General features: G+C 63.6%; 18 protein-coding genes. 17 read left to right on the forward strand and 1 reads right to left on the reverse strand.

Features of this window, described 5'->3' with window-relative positions; all coding sequences use genetic code 11:
• The 11 genes from AC1D00_RS03820 to AC1D00_RS03870 all read left to right on the forward strand — a co-directional run.
• Window positions 1-697: ABC transporter substrate-binding protein (locus AC1D00_RS03820; RefSeq protein WP_477009723.1), on the forward strand; the 697-nt coding region annotated here is incomplete at its 5' end.
• Window positions 698-709: 12 nt separating this feature from the next.
• Complete coding sequence (locus AC1D00_RS03825) at window positions 710-1,582, forward strand: branched-chain amino acid ABC transporter permease (protein WP_477009724.1); 873 nt, start codon at window positions 710-712, stop codon at window positions 1,580-1,582.
• Window positions 1,583-1,625: 43 nt separating this feature from the next.
• Window positions 1,626-2,612 carry a branched-chain amino acid ABC transporter permease gene (locus tag AC1D00_RS03830; protein WP_477009738.1) on the forward strand — a complete coding sequence of 329 codons (987 nt, stop codon included), beginning with the start codon at window positions 1,626-1,628 and terminating at the stop codon, window positions 2,610-2,612.
• A complete protein-coding gene (locus tag AC1D00_RS03835) occupies window positions 2,609-3,379 on the forward strand; it encodes an ABC transporter ATP-binding protein (RefSeq protein WP_477009725.1) in 771 nt (256 codons plus the stop codon). The genes AC1D00_RS03830 and AC1D00_RS03835 overlap by 4 nt, the downstream gene beginning before the upstream one ends.
• Window positions 3,372-4,112, forward strand: a complete 741-nt coding sequence (locus AC1D00_RS03840) for a branched-chain amino acid ABC transporter ATP-binding protein (RefSeq protein ID WP_477009726.1) — start codon at window positions 3,372-3,374, stop codon at window positions 4,110-4,112. The genes AC1D00_RS03835 and AC1D00_RS03840 overlap by 8 nt, the downstream gene beginning before the upstream one ends.
• Window positions 4,113-4,166: 54 nt before the next feature.
• Entirely contained in the window at window positions 4,167-5,375 is a 1,209-nt protein-coding gene (locus tag AC1D00_RS03845; protein ID WP_477009727.1) for an aspartate transaminase, read from the forward strand.
• Between the two features lie 121 nt (window positions 5,376-5,496).
• The gene (gene nac, locus AC1D00_RS03850; RefSeq protein ID WP_477009728.1) at window positions 5,497-6,435 is read left to right on the forward strand and encodes a nitrogen assimilation transcriptional regulator NAC; all 939 of its coding nucleotides are present in this window, start codon (window positions 5,497-5,499) and stop codon (window positions 6,433-6,435) included.
• Between the two features lie 162 nt (window positions 6,436-6,597).
• Window positions 6,598-8,664, forward strand: coding sequence for a hydantoinase/oxoprolinase family protein (locus AC1D00_RS03855; RefSeq protein ID WP_477009729.1), 2,067 nt, complete (start codon window positions 6,598-6,600; stop codon window positions 8,662-8,664).
• A gap of 13 nt (window positions 8,665-8,677) precedes the next feature.
• Entirely contained in the window at window positions 8,678-10,360 is a 1,683-nt protein-coding gene (locus AC1D00_RS03860; protein ID WP_477009730.1) for a hydantoinase B/oxoprolinase family protein, read from the forward strand.
• 7 nt (window positions 10,361-10,367) lie between these two features.
• Entirely contained in the window at window positions 10,368-11,171 is an 804-nt protein-coding gene (locus AC1D00_RS03865) for an SDR family NAD(P)-dependent oxidoreductase (protein ID WP_404554934.1), read from the forward strand.
• A gap of 16 nt (window positions 11,172-11,187) precedes the next feature.
• Window positions 11,188-11,889 (forward strand): HpcH/HpaI aldolase family protein, encoded by a 702-nt coding sequence (locus AC1D00_RS03870; RefSeq protein WP_477009731.1) that lies wholly within the window; start codon window positions 11,188-11,190, stop codon window positions 11,887-11,889.
• A 77-nt stretch (window positions 11,890-11,966) separates the two neighbouring features.
• Here AC1D00_RS03870 and AC1D00_RS03875 read toward each other — a convergent pair whose 3' ends face one another.
• The gene (locus AC1D00_RS03875) at window positions 11,967-12,659 is read right to left on the reverse strand and encodes an SDR family NAD(P)-dependent oxidoreductase (protein ID WP_404554936.1); all 693 of its coding nucleotides are present in this window, start codon (window positions 12,657-12,659) and stop codon (window positions 11,967-11,969) included.
• A gap of 237 nt (window positions 12,660-12,896) precedes the next feature.
• Here AC1D00_RS03875 and AC1D00_RS03880 point away from each other — a divergent pair, with 237 nt between their 5' ends.
• From AC1D00_RS03880 to AC1D00_RS03905, 6 genes are all read left to right on the forward strand, one after another.
• Window positions 12,897-13,700, forward strand: a complete 804-nt coding sequence (locus tag AC1D00_RS03880) for an SDR family oxidoreductase (protein WP_477009732.1) — start codon at window positions 12,897-12,899, stop codon at window positions 13,698-13,700.
• Window positions 13,693-14,895: a pyridoxal phosphate-dependent aminotransferase gene (locus AC1D00_RS03885; RefSeq protein WP_477009733.1), complete on the forward strand. Its 1,203-nt coding sequence runs from the start codon at window positions 13,693-13,695 to the stop codon at window positions 14,893-14,895. Before AC1D00_RS03880 ends, AC1D00_RS03885 begins: the two co-directional genes overlap by 8 nt.
• A 217-nt stretch (window positions 14,896-15,112) precedes the next feature.
• The gene (locus tag AC1D00_RS03890) at window positions 15,113-16,045 is read left to right on the forward strand and encodes an ABC transporter permease (protein ID WP_477009734.1); all 933 of its coding nucleotides are present in this window, start codon (window positions 15,113-15,115) and stop codon (window positions 16,043-16,045) included.
• A complete protein-coding gene (locus tag AC1D00_RS03895; protein ID WP_477009735.1) occupies window positions 16,045-16,785 on the forward strand; it encodes an ABC transporter permease in 741 nt (246 codons plus the stop codon). Before AC1D00_RS03890 ends, AC1D00_RS03895 begins: the two co-directional genes overlap by 1 nt.
• The gene (locus AC1D00_RS03900; protein ID WP_477009736.1) at window positions 16,782-17,846 is read left to right on the forward strand and encodes an extracellular solute-binding protein; all 1,065 of its coding nucleotides are present in this window, start codon (window positions 16,782-16,784) and stop codon (window positions 17,844-17,846) included. Before AC1D00_RS03895 ends, AC1D00_RS03900 begins: the two co-directional genes overlap by 4 nt.
• A gap of 11 nt (window positions 17,847-17,857) precedes the next feature.
• Window positions 17,858-18,214, forward strand: a 357-nt coding sequence (locus AC1D00_RS03905) for an ABC transporter ATP-binding protein (RefSeq protein ID WP_477009737.1), incomplete at its 3' end; no start/stop codon positions are given.

Here is an 18,214-nt window from a genome sequence, read left to right on the forward strand (position 1 = left end):
GATCGTGCTGCAATACGCCGCCGAGAAGAAGGGCTTTACCAAATACGCCGTGCTCTCGGTCGACAGCGATTATGGGCGCGCGGCCATTGAGTTCACCAAGAAGTACCTTCCTCGTTTCAAAAGCCAGATCCTGACGGAAGACTATTACAAGGAGGGCGAAGTGGATTTCCGCAGCGTGCTGTCCAAGATCCGCGATTCCGGCGCCCAGGCCATCATCATGTACGGCAACGCCGATTCCACGCCCATCGTCGGGCGTCAGATGATGGAAGTCGGGATCGCAGGGAAGATTCCGCTGATCGGCAATGCCGAGTTCAATACCGAGAAGACCATCAAGGCGGCGCCGAAGGCGCTCGAAGGTGCGATCGAGGCGGCGGCCTGGCTTCCCGCCTACGAGTCGGAGAAAAGCAAGGCGTTCGTCGACAAGTTCACCGCCGAGTTCCGTGAAGCCCCCAACAACCACGCCTATGTGCACTGGGAGACGACGCATCTTCTGGCCAAGGCGATCGAGCAGGCCCAGAGCATCGACCGCGAGAAGGTCCGCACCGCGCTGTCCAAGATCCATTATGCGAGCGCGGTCGGCGAGGTGACCTTCGACGATCACAATCAGGCGCGCCTGCCGATGATCCTGCTCGAGATCGAGAACGGCAAGCCGGCCATCAAGGGAGCCTATTCGGCCGAGATCGATTATCCCAAATAAGGCGCCACGCACATGTTCTACACGATCATAGAGCAGGTCGTTAACGGCATCGTATCAGGATCGGTCTATGCGATCGTTGCCGTCGGCATGACGATGATTTTTGGCGTGCTGCGCGCCATCAACTTCGCGCATGGCGAATACTATATGCTCGGCACCTTCGGGGCCTGGTTCGCCATCGAATATTTCGACCTGCCTTATCCGGTAGCAGTCGTGATCGGCGTGGTCGCCACGGCCGTCATCGCCGTCGTGGTCGGCAATTTCGTGATGCAGCGGATCGTCGGAGCGCCGGCCGAGGCCGGCGTGCTCGCGACCCTCGGCGTCGCGCTGATCCTGCAGAACACCGTCATCCTGGTGTTCGGCGGCAGCTACAAGTTCTTCTCCGGCGGCTATATCGAGCCGGTGACGCTGTTCGGCTTCACACTGGCCGAGCAGCGCATCCTGATCATCATCGTCAGCCTCATCGTGTTCGTCGGCCTCGAGCTGATGGTCACCTACAGCCGGATGGGCAAGGCGATGCGCGCGGTGTCGCAGAACATCGAGTGCTGCGCTGTGGTCGGTATCGACGTCCGTCACATCGCGCTCTGGACCTTCATCCTCGGGGCTGGGTTGGCGGCGCTCTCGGGCGTGTTGACTGCGCCCGTGAACGTCAGCGTCTACGGCGGCATGGGCGAGCTCATCACCTTCAAGACGCTGCCCGTCATCATCATGGGCGGACTCGGCAACGTCCGGGGCACGTTCGTCGCGGCGATGATCCTCGGTATCGCGGAGAGCCTGGTTGCCACCTATGTCGGGCTGCAGTTCCGCGACACCGTGGGATTTGCGACCCTCATGCTGGTGCTGATGTGGCGTCCGCACGGGCTCTTCTCCGCGCAGGCCCGCTTCTGACTACCATGGATGTGACATGACTGAGATCGTCCGAGACCAGACCATGGCACCAGCCGAACTCCCAGTTGCTGCGACGGGACGGGATTTTCGCGTTCCGTTTGGCCTCGCGCTCGTCGCGCTGGCATGCGTCGCACCGCTATTCCTCGGCAATTACCCGCTGCACGCGATCATCATCGCGCTGATCTTCCTGCTGCCGGCCCATGGTCTCAACCTGCTGCTGGGATACACCGGGTTGCTGTCGCTGGCGCAGGCGGCGTTCTTCGGCATTGGGGCCTATACGTCGGCGCTGCTGGCAGTCCATTTCGGCACGCCGTTCTATCTGAATTTCCTCGCCGCCGCCCTTGTGACGGGCGCAATTGCGGCGCCGCTCGGAATTCCCGCTCTGAGGCTACGTGCGACGTCGTTCGTGATGTGCACGCTTGGCTTCGTCATCATCGGCCAAGCCATCGCTAAGAACTGGATCAGCCTGACGCGCGGCGACATGGGGTTGGCGGGGATCCCAAAACCCTATTTCGCGCTGGGGCCCGCCTCGTTCACGGTCTCCGGAACCGTCGCCTTCTACTATTTGACGCTCGTCATCGCTGCGCTGGCAACGCTGGCCGTCTACCTGATCGTTCGGTCGCCGGCGGGCCGCAACATGATCGCCATTCGCGAGAACGAGACGCTTGCCGAATCCGTTGGCATTCCGACCTGGCACTACAAGCTCGTCGTCTTCATGATCAGCGCTGCCTTTGCGGGGCTYGGCGGCAGTCTCTATGCGCATTATCTGACCGTGGTCAGCCCGCTGACCTTCCAGATGTACTATTCGACGACGATGCTGATCATCGTGCTCGGCGGCGGGGCGGGGACCATCTCGGGCGTCATCTTCGGCAGCCTGCTGTTCGTCGGGCTCACCGAAGCGCTGCGCGTCGCCCCGGAGCTGCGCATGATCGCCTATGGCTTCTTCCTGCTCGGCCTGGTGTTCTGGTTCCCCAGCGGATTCGCGCCGCTGATCGGCCGCTTCTGGTCATTCCTGGAGAAGCGCAAATGAACGGGCTGCCGATCCTCGATATCTCCGGCCTCTGCAAGTCCTACGGCGCCGTGCGCGCCGTGGACGGGGTGGATCTGCATGTCGACCGCGGCGAGATCTGCGGCTTGATCGGCCCCAACGGCTCCGGAAAGTCCACCTTCTTCGATTGCGTGACCGGGCTCGCAAGACCGAGCGCGGGAGCTGTGAAGCTCGACGGTCAGGACATCACGGGCTGGTCGCTCAACGATATCGCCCGTGAAGGCCGCATGCTGCGCTCGTTCCAGAAGACCGTGGTTTTCTCCGCGCTGGACATCGAGGAAAACCTCGTGATCGCCGGCCAGATGTTCACCTTTCCCGGCATCTGGTCGACGTTCGGGATCGGCGCCGCCGCGCGCAATCGCGTCGCGGCGCTCAGGGAACGGGCACGCGAGCTGATCAGGATCGCCGGTCTCTGGGACGTGCGTTTCCAGCCGGCCGGCAAGCTCTCGGGCGGCCAGCAGAAGCTGATCCAGTTCGCCTCGATGCTGATGCCAGAGCCGAAGCTCATTCTGCTCGACGAGCCAATGGCCGGCATCAATCCCAAGCTGATCGAGCGTGTGGTCGAGAGCATCCGCCTCGCCAACACCTCGTTCGGCGTCAGCTTCCTCATCATCGAGCACAACATCGACGTCGTCACGAGCCTGTGCAAGCGGGTGGTTGTGCTCGACCAGGGCCGCAAGCTCGCGGAAGGAACGCCCGACGAGATCGTCCGGAACCTGGCAGTGCGGGAGGCCTATCTCGGTGGTTGAACCCTCTCTCTCGATCAAGGGCCTGCGCGCCGGCTACGGCTCGCTCGACATCCTCAACGGCGTCGATCTCGACGTGCCGCAGGGACAGTTCGTCGCGCTGATGGGGCCGAACGGGGCGGGCAAGTCGACGCTTCTGAAGACGCTCTATGGCATGACGACGGTCAAGGGCGGCAGCATCAACTGGCAGGGCAAGGACATCAGCGCACTCAAGTCGCGCGCGATCCTCGCCGAAGGGATCTCCTGGGTGCCACAGGGGCGCTGCAATTTCCCTGTCATGACGGTCGACGAGAACCTCCAGATGGCCGCCTATACGCTGCGCGACAGCAAGGTGAAAGCGGAGCGGGATTATGTCTACGACCTCTTCCCAATCCTGAAGACGCGCCGCAACACGCTGGCCGGTAACATGTCGGGCGGCGAACAGCAGCTGCTCGAAGTCGCGATGGCGGTGCTGCAGCGGCCAAAGATCCTGCTCGTCGACGAGCCCTCGGTCGGTTTATCGCCGACCGCGATCGGAATCGTGTTCGATGAGCTGCTGCGCATCAACGCGGCCGGCCAGACCATTCTGCTGGTCGAGCAGAACACCAAGAAGGCCATGGCCGTGGCGCAGCGCGCCGTCATCCTGCGGCTCGGCAAGGTGATCTGGGACGGGCGTCCCGCCGACATCACCCATGACGAGCTGGGCGAGCTCTTCCTCACCGGCCGCATGCGCGGTGAGACCGACGTCGAACATTGATCTAGGCGTCCGCCCGGCAGGTGGACGGCATTCGCAACGCAAAGGACGACAACAGTGACGATCTTCGTGCCGGCCGCGCGCGTCTCGCGCATCAAGATATCTCCGACCACGGCGGCGTCCGCCCGCGTGCGCGAGCTGAAGGCCGCCGGCCGCGACATCGTCGACATGGCGATCGGCGAGCCTGATTTCGACACGCCGGATCACGTCAAGGCGGCCGCGCATGAGGCGATCGATCGCGGCGAGACCAAATATACCGCCGTCAACGGCACTGTCGCCCTGCGCAAGGCGATCATCGCCGACTACAAGCGCCGCCTTGGCCTCGACTATGCCGACAACGAGATCTGCGTTGGGGGCGGCGCCAAGCAGATCCTGTTCCTCGCGCTGATGGCGAGCGTGGAGGAGGGCGCCGAGGTCATCATTCCCGCGCCCTATTGGGTCTCCTATCCCGACATGGTGATCGCCAATGACGGCAAGCCCGTCATTGTCCGCTGCTCCGAGAACCAGGGGTTCAAGCTGACGGCGGAGGCGCTGGAAGCCGCGATCACGCCGAAGACGCGCTGGCTGATCCTGAATGCGCCCTCGAACCCGACCGGCGCGGCCTATTCCCGCGCAGACCTCAAGGCGATCGGCGACGTGCTGCTGCGTCATCCCGACGTCCTCGTGCTCTCGGACGACATCTATGACCAGATCTGGTACCGCGACGAGCCGGCGACGACGCTTGCCGCCGCGGTACCCGAGCTCAAGGACCGCGTCCTGCTCGCCAACGGGGTGTCGAAGACCTATGCGATGACCGGCTGGCGGATCGGCTATGCCGCCGGTCCCGCGCCGCTGGTCGCCGCCATCAACAAGCTGCAATCGCAGATGTCGTCGTGCCCATCGTCGATCAGCCAGGCCGCGGCCGCCCATGCGCTGACCAGCGACCAGTCGTTCGTTCGCGACAGCGTCAAGCTCTACAAGGAGCGCCGCGACTATGCCTGCGCACGGCTCAATGCGATCCCCGGCCTGTCCTGTCTGGTGCCTGATGGAGCCTTCTATCTCTATCCCGGCTGTGCCGGCGTGATCGGCAAGACCACGCCTGACGGCAAGGTCATCGAGAATGATCTCGATTTCGTGCTCTATCTGCTCGACGATGTCGGCGTAGCCGCCGTGCAGGGCGCGGCCTACGGGCTCTCGCCGTATTTCCGTCTGTCGATCGCGACCTCGATGGCCGCGATCAAGGACGCCTGCGACCGCATCGAAAAGGCCTGCAAGGCGCTACGCTGACGCCGGTACGCCCGGACCGGGCCGAAAGCGAGAGGCCGGCAAGAATATCATTGAAATCAACGGTCTAGATGGGAGATATTGGCGAACCAGCCCGCGTTTTCAGGACCAGCGTTCGACACAGATGAGCGTCGATTTCAGGAAGCTGAAGAGCTTCGTCAAGGTGGTCGATGCCGGCAGCGTCTCGCGCGCCGCCGGCCTGTTGCGCACGGCGCAGCCGGCGCTGTCGCAGCAGATCGCGGCGCTCGAGAGTCATTTCAAGCACAAGCTGCTCCTGCGCAGCAATCACGGCATCGTCCCGACCGAGGCCGGCCTCATCCTCTATCGCCATGCGCAATTGCTGCTGAAGCAGATCGAGCAGGCGCAGATCGACATCGATCAGTCGACCAAGGCGCTCGCAGGGCGGGTGTCGATCGGGCTTGCGACCTATTCGGCGTCGAGCACGCTGTCGCTGCCGATTCTGAAGGAAATGTCGACGCTGCATCCGCAGATCATCGTCCACATCAACGACAGCTTCGGCCATGTGCTGAGCGAGCTGATTATGACCGGCAAGATGGACATGGCCATGATCTATGGCTCCGGCCCGATCAAGGGTGTCAAGCTCCAGCCGCTGTTTCGCGAGGAGCTGTATCTGGTCTCGCGCGCCGGGGCGGCAGTGAAAAAGCCGACGGACGAACCGCTGCCGCTGTCTGCGTTGGCCGACGTCAAGCTGTTGCTGCCGAGCCAGGGACATTTCCTACGGCGCCTGATTGATGAATCGCTGGCGCGAGCGCGGGTGACGCCGAATGTCGTCTCTGAGATCGAATCCGTCTCCGCGCTCGGCGCGGCCGTGACCGAGGGGCTCGGCTCGACCATCCTGCCGGCCTCGGTCGCAGCGACCGCGTCGAGCTTTGGTGGGGTCGAGGTGCGGCGGCTGGTGCGGCCCGCGATCGAGGCGACCGTCTCCCTGTGCATCTCCGACCATCTGCCGCTGTCGGAGCCCGCGCTTGCCACACGATCGGTACTCCTGACCGTGGTCGAGAAGCTGATGCGCGGCCATCCGCAGGGCATCAAGGCGGTCTAAGCAATACCGCTGGACGTCAAAGCCCGGCACCGGCATGTGCGGCGGCTGTATCGCGCCGACGTCGTCAGGCCATAAACAAAACCTATGGCGGCAGACTGGAGTTGTGGTGGCCGGCCGCAACCTCATTTCCTACGCTCGAAGACAATCTCTTCGAGGAAACAGATGGCCAAGCTCGCATTTGATACCGGGGGAACCTTTACCGATTTCGCGTTGCTCGACGACAACGGCGAACTGCATCTCCACAAGGTGCTGAGCACACCGACCAATCCGGCCGAGGCCGTGGTTCGCGGCGTCTTCGAGCTGCTCGCGCAATTCGGCGATGTCGTCGATCTCGAAGGACTTCAGGTGCTCGGTGCGACCACTGTCGTCACCAACGCGGTGCTGGAGCGCAAGGGCGTCAAGACCGGCTTCATCTCCACCGCCGGCTTCCAGGACATGCTGCGCATCCGCAACGAAGGACGTTATGACCTCTACGATCTGAACTTGAAGTATCCCGACCCGCTGGTGACGCGCGCCAACAGCTTTGGCGCCGTCGAGCGCATGTCCGCCGACGGCGAGGTCATCACGGCGCTGGAGGAGGAGACGGTCCGCGAGATCGCCGGGAGGTTGCGCGAGGAAGGCATCAAATCCGTCGCCGTCTGCCTGCTGCACGCCTACAAATATCCGACCCATGAGCAGCGTATCGCAGCGCTGCTGCGCGAAGAGGACCCTGACGTCTTCGTGTCGTTGTCCTCTGAGGTGTGCCCCGAGGTGCGCGAGTTCGACCGCGCCTCGACCACTGTCGTCAACGCCTATACGCGACCGCAGATGTCGGGACACGTCGCGCATCTCGAACGGGAGTTTGCGGCCAGGGGTATCAATCGCCAGGTGCTCTGGATGACCTCGTCGGGCGGCCTCGTGCCGAGCAGCCGAGCTGCGGAGCTTCCGGTGCGCCTGATCGAATCCGGCCCTGCCGCAGGCGCGGTGGCAGCCGCCGAATTCGGCCGCATTGCCGGTGAGGGCAGTGTGCTGTCCTTCGACATGGGCGGCACCACCGCAAAACTGTGTCTGATCCCGAATGGGGAGCCGACGGTCGGCACCGATCTCGAGGTCGCGCACTACCATCGCTTCCGCAAGGGCTCGGGCTTTCCGCTCAAGATCCAGTCGATCCGCATGATCGAGATCGGCGCGGGCGGCGGTTCGATCGCGGCGAGGAACCGGCTCGGCCTGCTCGACGTCGGGCCGCGGTCGGCAGGCGCGATGCCGGGCCCGGCCGCGTACCAGCGCGGCGGCACCGAGCCGACCGTCACCGACGCCGATATCTTGCTCGGCTACATGGGCACGGAGTCCTTCGTCGGCGGCTCGTTCAAGGTCTCGAAGGACGCCGCGCAAGCGGCGATGGCGAAGCTCGCAGCCGCGCTCGACGTCAGCGTGCCTCGCTGTGCCTGGGGCATCCACGATCTCGTCAATGAATCCATGAGCAAGGCGGCGGCGGTGCATGCGACCGACCTCGGCGTCGATCCGCGCAGCCTGCCGATGGTGGCCTTCGGCGGCGCGGGCCCCGTGCACGCCTATGGCATCGCCCGCAAGCTCGGCATCAAGCGCATCATCTGCCCGACGGGCGCCGGCGTCACCTCCGCGATCGGCCTCTTGATCGCACCGGTCGCGGTCGACCTCTCCGCGAGCTTTCCGATGCAGGTCGACAATTGGGATTTTGTCGCGATGGACCGCCTGCTCGGCGATCTCGCGGCCCAGGGGGCCGAAGTCGTCCGCGCCGCCGGCGTCGCGCCGGAGACCATCACCAACACCTACACTGTCGACATGCGCCACGTCGGCCAGGGCCACGAAATCACGGTCGCACTGCCGGATCGCGGCCTGGCGCTGAAGCAGTTCCACGAAGAGCTCCTCGCCAATTTCTACAAGCTCTACCGCGAGCTGTTCGGCCGCATCGTCGCGGGCTCGTCGGTCGAGGTGATCACCTGGCGTCTGCGCTCGAGCGGGCGGAAGGACCAGGTGACCCGGCCGCACGCACGGCATGCCGCCGAGGCCAGGAAAGGCACCCGCTCGGTCTATTTCAGCGAGCGCAATGGCTTCGTCGAGACGCCGGTCTACGATCACTACAAGCTGCCGGTCGGCGAGGAGATCAAGGGACCGGTCATTGTCGAGCAGCGCGAGTCGACGGCGGTGGTCGGGCCGAGCGGCACCGCTCACATCGACATCAATGGTAATCTCGTGATCAACCTCGCCTGAGGAGGACGCATCCATGTCCGTGAACGCGGCCGATTTCAACGATCCCATCAATCTTCAGGTGATGTGGAATCGCCTGATCTTCATCGCCGACCAGGCCGACATCGTGCTCGGCCGCACCGCGTTTTCGCCGATCGTGCGCGAGAACCACGACTATGTGACCGTACTGCTCGACAGCCGCGGCCGCGCGCTGGCGCAATGCACCTGGTCGATCCCGGTGTTCATCACCTCGCTCCCGGTCGCCGCGCAAAAATACTTCCTGCCGAAATTTCCGGCCGAGGCTCTGGCAGAAGGCGACGTGCTCGCCACCAACGATCCCGAGATCGGCACCGGGCATCTGCCCGACGTCACCATGATCACGCCGATCTTCAAGAAGGGCAAGGTCGTGGCCTATGCCGGCTCGATCGCGCATCTGCCCGACATCGGCGGCGCGCCCCTGCATTCCGAGGCCAGCGACATCTTCGAGGAGGGCATCCGCTTCCCGATCGTGAAGATGCACAAGGCCGGCGTCCCCAACCAGGATGTGCTCGACATCATCGCCGCCTCCGTTCGCCTTCCGACCGAAGTGATGGGCGATCTCGAATCCATGGTCGCGGCCAACAATGTGATGGGCCGCGAACTGGTGAAATTCCTCGACGAATACGACCTCGACAGCATCGACGAACTGGCCGACGCCATCCATACGCGATCCGAGGCGCAGACGCGGCGGGCGATCCGGCAATGGCCCAATGGGACCTATTCCGCCGAGGTTCTGCTCGACGGCTACGACACCGATGTGACCTTGAAGGCCTCCGTCATCGTCCGCGACGATTCCATCCACGTCGACTATGCCGGCACGTCAGACCAGGTGCTCCATTCCATCAACTGCCGGACCAATTACCGCTACGCCCATTCGGTCTACGCACTGAAATGCCTGCTCGACCCGGATACGCCGAACAACGAGGGCTGCATCACCCCGATCACCGACGAGGCGCCGCTTGGCTCGATCCTCAATCCGCAGCAATGGACGGCAGGCAATTCGCGCAATCTGATCGGCCACGTCATTCCCTCGCTGATCTTCAAGGCGCTGGAAGGCGTAGTGCCGGTCAAGGTGATGGGTGACAGCGGCGGCGCGCCGATCTGGGCCGCCAACTGCGTCGGCCGGCGCGACGACGGCACGCAATACGGCTCGGTGCAGAATTTTCACGGCGGGCAGGGCGCCCGCGCCGAGTTCGACGGTCTGGACACGCTGAGCTTCCCGTCCAATTGCAGGGTCACAGCGATCGAGATGTTCGAGATCGCCGTCCCCGCGCTCACCGAGTGCAAGGAGCTGATTCCGGATTCCGGCGGCGCCGGCAAAAGCCGGGGCGGGCTTGGCCAGCGCGTCATCTTGCGCAATCTCGGGCGCAATCCGATGAACATCTATCTTGCCTCCGAGCGGGTGCGTCATCCCTGCTTCGGGGTCGTCGGAGGCCGGTCCGGCAGCGCCGGCAAGGTGCACAAGAACGGCGAGCCGCAATTTCCCAAGGGCAAGGTCGTCCTGAAGACGGGTGACCGCCTGGAGGTCGAGACGCCGGGAGGCGGCGGCTGGGGCAAGACGTCGGAGCGCTCCGCGGCCGCGATCGAGCTCGATCTCGCGGAAGGGTTGATCACGCCGCAGGCCGCGAGGCAGATTTACGGCCATCAGCGCTCAAGCCTGGCGGCGACGGCCGCCGAATAGGAGAGTCATGAGTCTGCTCGACGGAAAGATCGCGCTCGTCACCGGCGCGGGAACGGGGATCGGACGCGAGATCGCGATCCTGCTCGCCCAGGAAGGTGCGAGGGTTATCCTGACAGGACGCCGGATCGGCCCGCTCGAGGAGGTCGTCACGGCGATAGAGAAGGCGGGCGGCAAGGCCATCGCCCGCGCGTTCGATGTCGGTTCCCGGGACGCGATCCTGGAGACGGTTGCCTGGGTGAAGAGCAATGTCGGACCGATCGACATTCTCGTCAACAATGCCGGCAGTGCCAGCAAGGTGCTGAACGCGCGCTTCATCAGCGAGGCCGAGTGGAACGCCACGGTGAACGTCAACCTCACCGCCGTGTTCAACCTCACCCAGGCCGTGCTCGAGGACATGATCGCGAGGAAGGAAGGCACGGTGATCACGGTGTCGTCGCTCGCGGTCGTCAATCCGAACCTGCTCGGCGGCGCGGCCTATGGCGCGGCCAAGGCCGGCGTGAAGAATTTCATGACCTTCCTGCACAACACCTATCGCAACCAGGGCATTCGCGCGACGACGATCCTGCCCGGCGAGACTGATACCCCGATCATGGACAATCGCGCCCGGCCGCCGCTCGAAGGCGAGCGGGCCGTGATGCTTCACCCRCACGACGTTGCGCGCGCCGTGCTGCTCTGCGCCAGCCTGCAGAAGGGCGCCGTGATCCCGGAGTTGCACATCTGCCCAACCTTCATGCGCGACACCTCGGCCGATATCGAGATGGCCCGGTGGGTCGGTGCGCCAGAAGGGCTGAGCGACAAGCCAAAGACCTGACAGAGAAGGATCTCCCATGAATGGAGCCAAACTGCGCGAGCGCCTTGCCAAGGGCGAGGCGGTCACGATGCTTACACCGCATCACGCTTCGGCGGGCCTGGCCGTCCGTCTGGTCGAACTCGGTGCGGATGCAATCTTCGTCGATTGCGAGCACGGGACCTGGAGCTTTGAGGACGTGCGTGTGACGGCCCAGGCCATTCGCGGCGCGGGCGGCGCCGCCATCGTCCGTCCGCACTCGCATGAACGGCCGGTTCTGATCCGTTATCTCAATGCCGGCGCCGACGGCCTGATGGCGCCAATGGTCGATACTGCCGACCAGGCGCGCGCGATCGTCGACGCCGTGCGCTACGCGTGCCCTGCCGACCACGAAAAGCGGTTGATCGTTGCAATGATCGAAACGCCGAGGGCGATTGACGACATCGATTCCTTGCTCGCGGTGGAAGGCATTGATGTTTTCTTCATCGGGCCTGGCGACCTGTCCCAGAACATGGGTTATCCGCCGGCTCCGCCCTTCGGAGAGCCGAGACCCCAAGCCGTCGTCGAGCGGGTCGATCTTGCGGTCAGGAAGATCCGCGCCGCCGGCAAGGTCGCCGGGACACTTGTGACGTCTGACGAACTACCGTTCTGGCGCGACCGGGGCGTCAAATATTTCTACATCCATTCAGACCCCTTCCTGCGGATCGGTTTGGCCGGCATCAAGACATTGCTTGGGCGGTGATAGGGCCCAGGGCCGGACTTGTTCGGGTCGCCGGCGATTTGCTCACCCGCTGCGAATGTCATCGTCGCGCCCGGGTTTTAAAGCATCGGTTCGAACTGGCAGTGCACGAGCATCTCGGAGACCGACGCGTTGTTCGGCAGCATGAGTGCGGTTTCCACCAGGCGGGCGATGTCGCCCGGCTGGCTCATCTCGTGGCGGGGAATCTCGTCGTCGTTCAGCGTCATGTCGGTGGCAACATAGCCCGGGCAGATCACCGTCGCCCGGATGCCGGCCGCACGTCCCTCCCGGCGAATGCCGTGGGTGAGCGCAACGACAGCGAACTTGGTCATGGCATAGCCGACATTGCTTCCCACGCGCTTGCCGGCGAGGGACCCCAGATTGATGACCCGGCCATGTCCGCACACGGCCAGATGGGGCAGGGTGGCCCTGACGAGGCGCAGGGGCCCCTTGACGTTCACGCGCCACATTTCATCGAGCTCGTTCTCGCCCTCGTCGGAGACCCGGACCTTCGGATTGATGCCGGCCGCGTTGACGATGGCGTCGATCCCGCCCCACCGAGCGACCGTCGCGTTGACCCAGGAGATCGGGCTCCTGACGTCTTCGGCATCATAGCGGTACGTCATGAGCCTCTCGCTCTCGGCGAGGCGGCTCGGGTCGCGAAGCCCCGCCGATACGCGGAAGCCCGACGCCAGTAGCCGGTCGACGACCGCACGTCCAATGCCGCGCGAAGCTCCGGAGACCATGACGATCCGATTGCCGACTTCCAACATTCTGGTCCGTTTCCCGTGGGTGAGAAGAGCGTTGCAAAATGTAGGGCGATACGCGCGAGGACGAGTAAGAGAAATTCACTCTGCCTGCATCGGGTGGGCTTATGGCTCGTGCACCCGACGAGTTAAGGCCGGGATATTGGATGTCCTTATGAGGGCAGAACAAATCCGCTGTATGCCTGCGCCGATCTCCGCACGTAACTTCCCGCCGCTCGGCCTGACTGCAAGAGAGCCCTGCGGATGGGATTTTCGGACTACCGAACGGCGTTGGTGACGGGCGCGTCCTCGGGAATTGGGGCCGCGACGGTTCGTCGCCTCCGTGCCGAGGGGCTCGAGGTCCACGCGCTGGCGCGGGATGTTCGCCGGCTAGCCAGCCTGTCGGCCGAGACCGGATGCCGCGCCTGTGCGGTCGACGTGAACGACTACGACGCCTTGATGCGCCTTGCCGGTTCGGCCGAATTCGATGTTCTCGTCAACAATGCCGGCCAGTCGCGGCGCGGCAATATCCTGGAGATGGAATCGGATGATGTCGATACGCTGGTCGACGTCAATCTGCGCGCGGTCCTGCACCTGACGCGATTGATCGCACCTGGCATGGCGAGGCGCAACCGTGGCCACGTGGTCAACGTCTCCTCGATCGCGGGCCATTACGCCTTCGGCGAAAACGCCACGACCTTCAACTCATCCGTGGCCTATCACGCGACGAAGGCGGGCATTAATTCGCTCTCGCAGCAATTGCGCGTCGACCTCTACGGCACCCGCGTTCGCGTCACCGAAGTCTCGCCCGGGCGTGTGGCGACGAGCATCTTCCCGAACCAGAACGCCACCGACAATCCGGATGCCCGGTTCGTCGGCGGCTTCGAGACGCTCCAGTCCGAAGACATCGCCGATGCCATTGCGTTCGCGGTGGGATCGCCGGCGCGGATGAACGTCGCGATGATCGAGGTCGTACCCACGTTCCAGGTCATTGGCGAATTGCGATTTGCGAGCCGATCCGAGGTCGCGCGTTTGAAAGAAATGAGAAGTGGAGCTGACAATGCCTGAACTCGCAAACCGCCTCAAGACTGTGAAGGTGTCGGCCTCGGCGGCGATGACGGACAAGGCGCGCGAGCTCCGCGACGCAGGCGTCAAGATCGTCGGCCTGTCGTCCGGCGAGCCCGATTTTCCGACGCCGCCGCATGCGATCGAGGCCGCACATCGGGCCGCCCTGGCCGGCGATACCAAGTACCCGGCGCAGCCGGGGACTGCCGCGTTGCGGACCGCGGTCCAGCGCAAGTTCAAGCGCGAGAACAATCTCGACTACGCCCTCGACGAGATCCTGATCGCCAACGGCGGCAAGCAGATCATCTTCAACGCGCTGTTTGCGAGCTGCAATCCCGGCGACGAGGTCGTCATTCCCGCGCCCGGCTGGATCACCTATGCGGACATCGTTCTCCTTGCAGAGGCGACGCCCGTCGCCGTGCCGTGCCCGGAGAACAACCAGTTCAAGCTCCGCCCGGCGGACCTGGATGCGGCGATCACGCCGCGGACGAAGTGGCTGATCCTGAATTTTCCCAACAATCCGACCGGCGCGGCGTGCACGCGCGACGAGATGCGCGCGATCGCCGACGTCATGCTGAAGTATCCCGACGTCTGGATTCTCACCGACGATATCTACGAGCACCTCACTTATGATGGTTTCGAATTCTGCACCATCGCGGAGGTTGAACCGAGACTGAAGAACCGTGTCGTGACCGTGAACGGCGCGTCAAAGGCCTACGCCATGACTGGCTGGCGGGTCGGCTATTGCGGCGGCCCCAAGGACCTGATCGCTGCGATGAACAATGTCCACGGTCAGGCGACCGGTGGAATCTGCACCCTGAGCCAGGCGGCGGCGGTTGCGGTCCTGGATGGGCCGCAGGAGTTCCTGAAGGAGCGCGCGGACATCTATCGCGACCGGCGCGATTTGGTGGTCAAGCTGCTCAATCAGATCCCCGGCATCACCTGCCACAAGCCCCAAGGGGCCTTCTACGTGTTCCCGAACATCGCCGGCTGTATCGGCAAGACCACCAAGGCCGGGCGGCGGTTGGAAACCGATTCCGACTTCATCTCGGCTTTGCTGGAAGAGCAGCATGTCGCGGCCGTGCCCGGCGGCGCCTATGGCATGAGCCCGTACTTCCGCATTTCCTACGCGACCGATACCGAATCGCTCAAGGAAGGCTGCCGGCGTATCGCGAACTTCTGCGAAAGCCTGCGCTGACGCGTCGATATGTCAGGGGGCTTGGCCCTCGGCGGAGAACCAAAGATGCAGCCAGCGGCATTCGTCGACCAAGATCGGAGCAGTTGCCGAACCAATTGTCATAATCCTTCCTGATGCCCCTAAACGAAGATGTTCTTGGTCCTGTAGGGTGCCGACGCATAAGCTTTGTGCAAAGAGGGGTATTGCCTTGGTATCGCGCAGTCGAGGACGGCCAGCGATGACCACCAGCGACGATGCGGTGGCGATTTTGAGCGTTGAAGCTCCTCCGGCAGCCCGGCGGCGACCGGGGTGGCGCCTGGCTTTGCCGGTCGGGCTCCTTGCCGTCCCGATGCTGGCATTTCTTACATACTTCTTCTTCTATCCGGCGCTGGGGCTGCTGCTCTCGAGCATCCAAACGCAGGACAGCCGCGGCATCATCGGGCGCCCGTTCACGCTCGCGCACTACGTGCGTCTGATCAACGTCGAGCTCTATGCGCGCGTGCTTTGGACGACGCTGCGGATCAGCATCATCACCTCGGCGCTCGCGACCGTGCTCGCCTATCCGGTTGCGCTGGTGATGGTCAAGAGCCGTCCGATGGTCACGCGGATCATCACGCTGATCGTCATTGCGCCCTTGATCGTCAGCGTCGTCGTTCGTGGATACGGCTGGCAGCTGGTGCTCCAGAACGGCCCGAAAGGGATGTTGAACTGGATCTTGATGACGCTGCACGTCGTCGACGCACCGATATCGGTTCTCTACACCGAAGTGGCCGTCGTCATCGGATCGCTGCACGTGTTCTTCCCGATGATGGTGCTGCCATTGGCGTCGGCGCTCGGCAAGATCGATCCCAATCTCGAAGATGCCGCCCGCATGCTTGGCGCTCCGTGGTGGAGGGTGTTCCTCCGGGTGACGTTGCCGCTGAGCATGCCCGGCTTCGTGGCGGGCTTTACCCTCGTATTCTCGCTCACGGCCGGCTCCTTCGTCATCCCCGCGATCCTGGGCGGTGCCTCGGCAGTGATGCTCGGCAATCTGATCGAGCAGCAGATCTTCGTCGTCTACGACTGGCCGTTCGGCGCTGCGATTGCCGTCGTTCTCGTCGGCCTCGTCCTCGCAGTGAATGGCGTCTCGATGTGGCTTCTGGAAGGCCGGCGTCTCAGGAGGCCCGACTGATGGACGAGCGGTTTTCAGGCTTCGGCGCCTTCATCCTCTACACCATCACCGCCGKCATGATGCTGTTCATCCTGGCGCCGCTGCTCCTCGTCATGGCGGTGTCGGTCTCCGATTCCTATTTCGTGACCTTCCCCCCGCAAGGCTTCACGCTGAAATGGTACGCCAAGGTTCTCCAGGACCGAGACTTCCTCGAGGCGATGAGGCTGAGCATTCTGCTCGCCCTCGGCACGACGGCGGGCTCGCTCCTGTTCGGCGTGCCCGCGGCCTTTGCGCTGGTGCGGGGCAGGTTCTTTGGACTGGCAGCGATCAAGGGGTTCTTGCTGTCGCCGCTGATTTTCCCGGCGCTGGTCACGGGCCTCGCGYTGCTTCAGGTCCTGACCAAGCTCGGCTCGCAGGATGCGCGGCTAAACCTTCTCATCGGGCACGTGGTCGTGACGTCGCCCTATGTGATCCGAACAGTGGTTACCAGCCTTCAGCTCGTGGATGAGAACCTGGAGGATGCCGCGCGCACCCTCGGCGCAAACCGGCTGACGACTTTTTGGCGGGTGACGTTGCCGCAGATCGCCTCCGGCGTCGCCGCCGGCGGGCTGTTCGCCTTCATGGTGTCCTTCGACAACTACCCGGTCACGATGTGGCTGGCGAATTCCGAATACTCGCCCGTACCGCTCGTTCTGAGGCGTTGGCCTTCGCCGCGCGCTGGCCGCCTGATGTGCATTGGTAGATGGAGATTGGACCCATGAAGCTGACACGTAGGACTCTCATTAAAGCCGGTGCATCTGCGATCGCCTTCCCGACGATCATCAGCCGGGCGTCGGCGCAGGATGCCAAGCAACTGCATGTCGGCGTCTACAATTCGGCGCTCGGCAAGCTTATCCAGAAAGAGGTCATTCCCAAGTTCGAGGCCGAGTTCAAGTGCCGCGTCTTCACGATCGAAGGCGCGACGCTCTCCAACATCGCCGCCCTTCGCGCGACCCGCGACACGCCGCGCTTCAGCATGATGATGATGGACGACGTCGGCATTCCCCAGGCCAAGCAGGAAGGGCTGATCGACAAGCTCGATGCCGCCAAGATTCCGAATCTTGCCAAGGTCTACCCGCGCTATCTCTTCGAAGAGGATTATGGCGTCGGCTTCTCGATTTCGAGCGCGGCCATGTTCATCAATCCGCAGGTGACGAAGTCGCTCGAGAGCTACGAGCAGATCTTCGACGCCAAGTATCGCAAGCAGATCCTGCTGAATACGCCCAAAAACACCCAGAGCGTGCTGATGCTCATCGTGGCGACGGCGCTCACGACGGGCAAGCCGCTGAAGGAGGCGCAATACCTGGTCGATAGCGGCTGGGACAAGCTCGCAATGCTCAAGCCCAACGTCCTGACGATCTACGACAGCGAGGCGCAGGTGCTTCAGGTGGCACAGGGGCAGGCGACCATCGGCGGCATCGAATATTCGAAGGCGATCTATCCGCACACGGCGAAGGGCATGCCGATCGACATGACCTTCCCCAAGGAAGGCGCGTTCACCGGCATCAACAGCATGACTCTGGTCAAGAATGCGCCTGAGCCGGAGCTCGCCTGTGCCCTGATCAACCGCATCCTGGAGCCCTCGGTCGCCAAGATGCTGTCCGAGCAGACTCTCAGCGCGCCCTCGGTGGGCGGTATCGACTTCAAGCCGGAGACGGCCAAGTTCCTTGCCTATCCCGACAGCAAGGCAACCGATCTCGGGTTGTTCACGCCGGACTGGAAGTTCATCGTTCCGCGCCGCGGTCCGTGGCTGGAACGCTACAATCAGGTGTTCACGAGCTAAGGCAGGGTGCCATGAGGTCCTCCGAAGTCCGGCTTGACCGCCTCAGCAAGGAATACAACCGCACCGTCGCGGTCGACGATGTCTCGCTCACGATCGAGCCGGGCCACATGGTTGCGCTGCTCGGTCCGAGCGGATGCGGCAAGACGACCTGCCTGCGTATGATCGCGGGGCTGATCCGTCCGACATCCGGCGACGTCTTCGTGAACGACAAGAAGATGACGGACGTTCCGGTGCATCGCCGCAACGTCGGTATGCTGTTCCAGAACTACGCGCTGTTTCCTCATCTGACCGTCGAGGAGAACATCGCCTTCGGCCTCGAGATGCGCGGGATATCCAAGGCCGATGCCGCAAGGAAGGTGGGCGAGGCC

It is taken from the genome of Bradyrhizobium sp. P2_E8 (genome assembly GCF_056403875.1).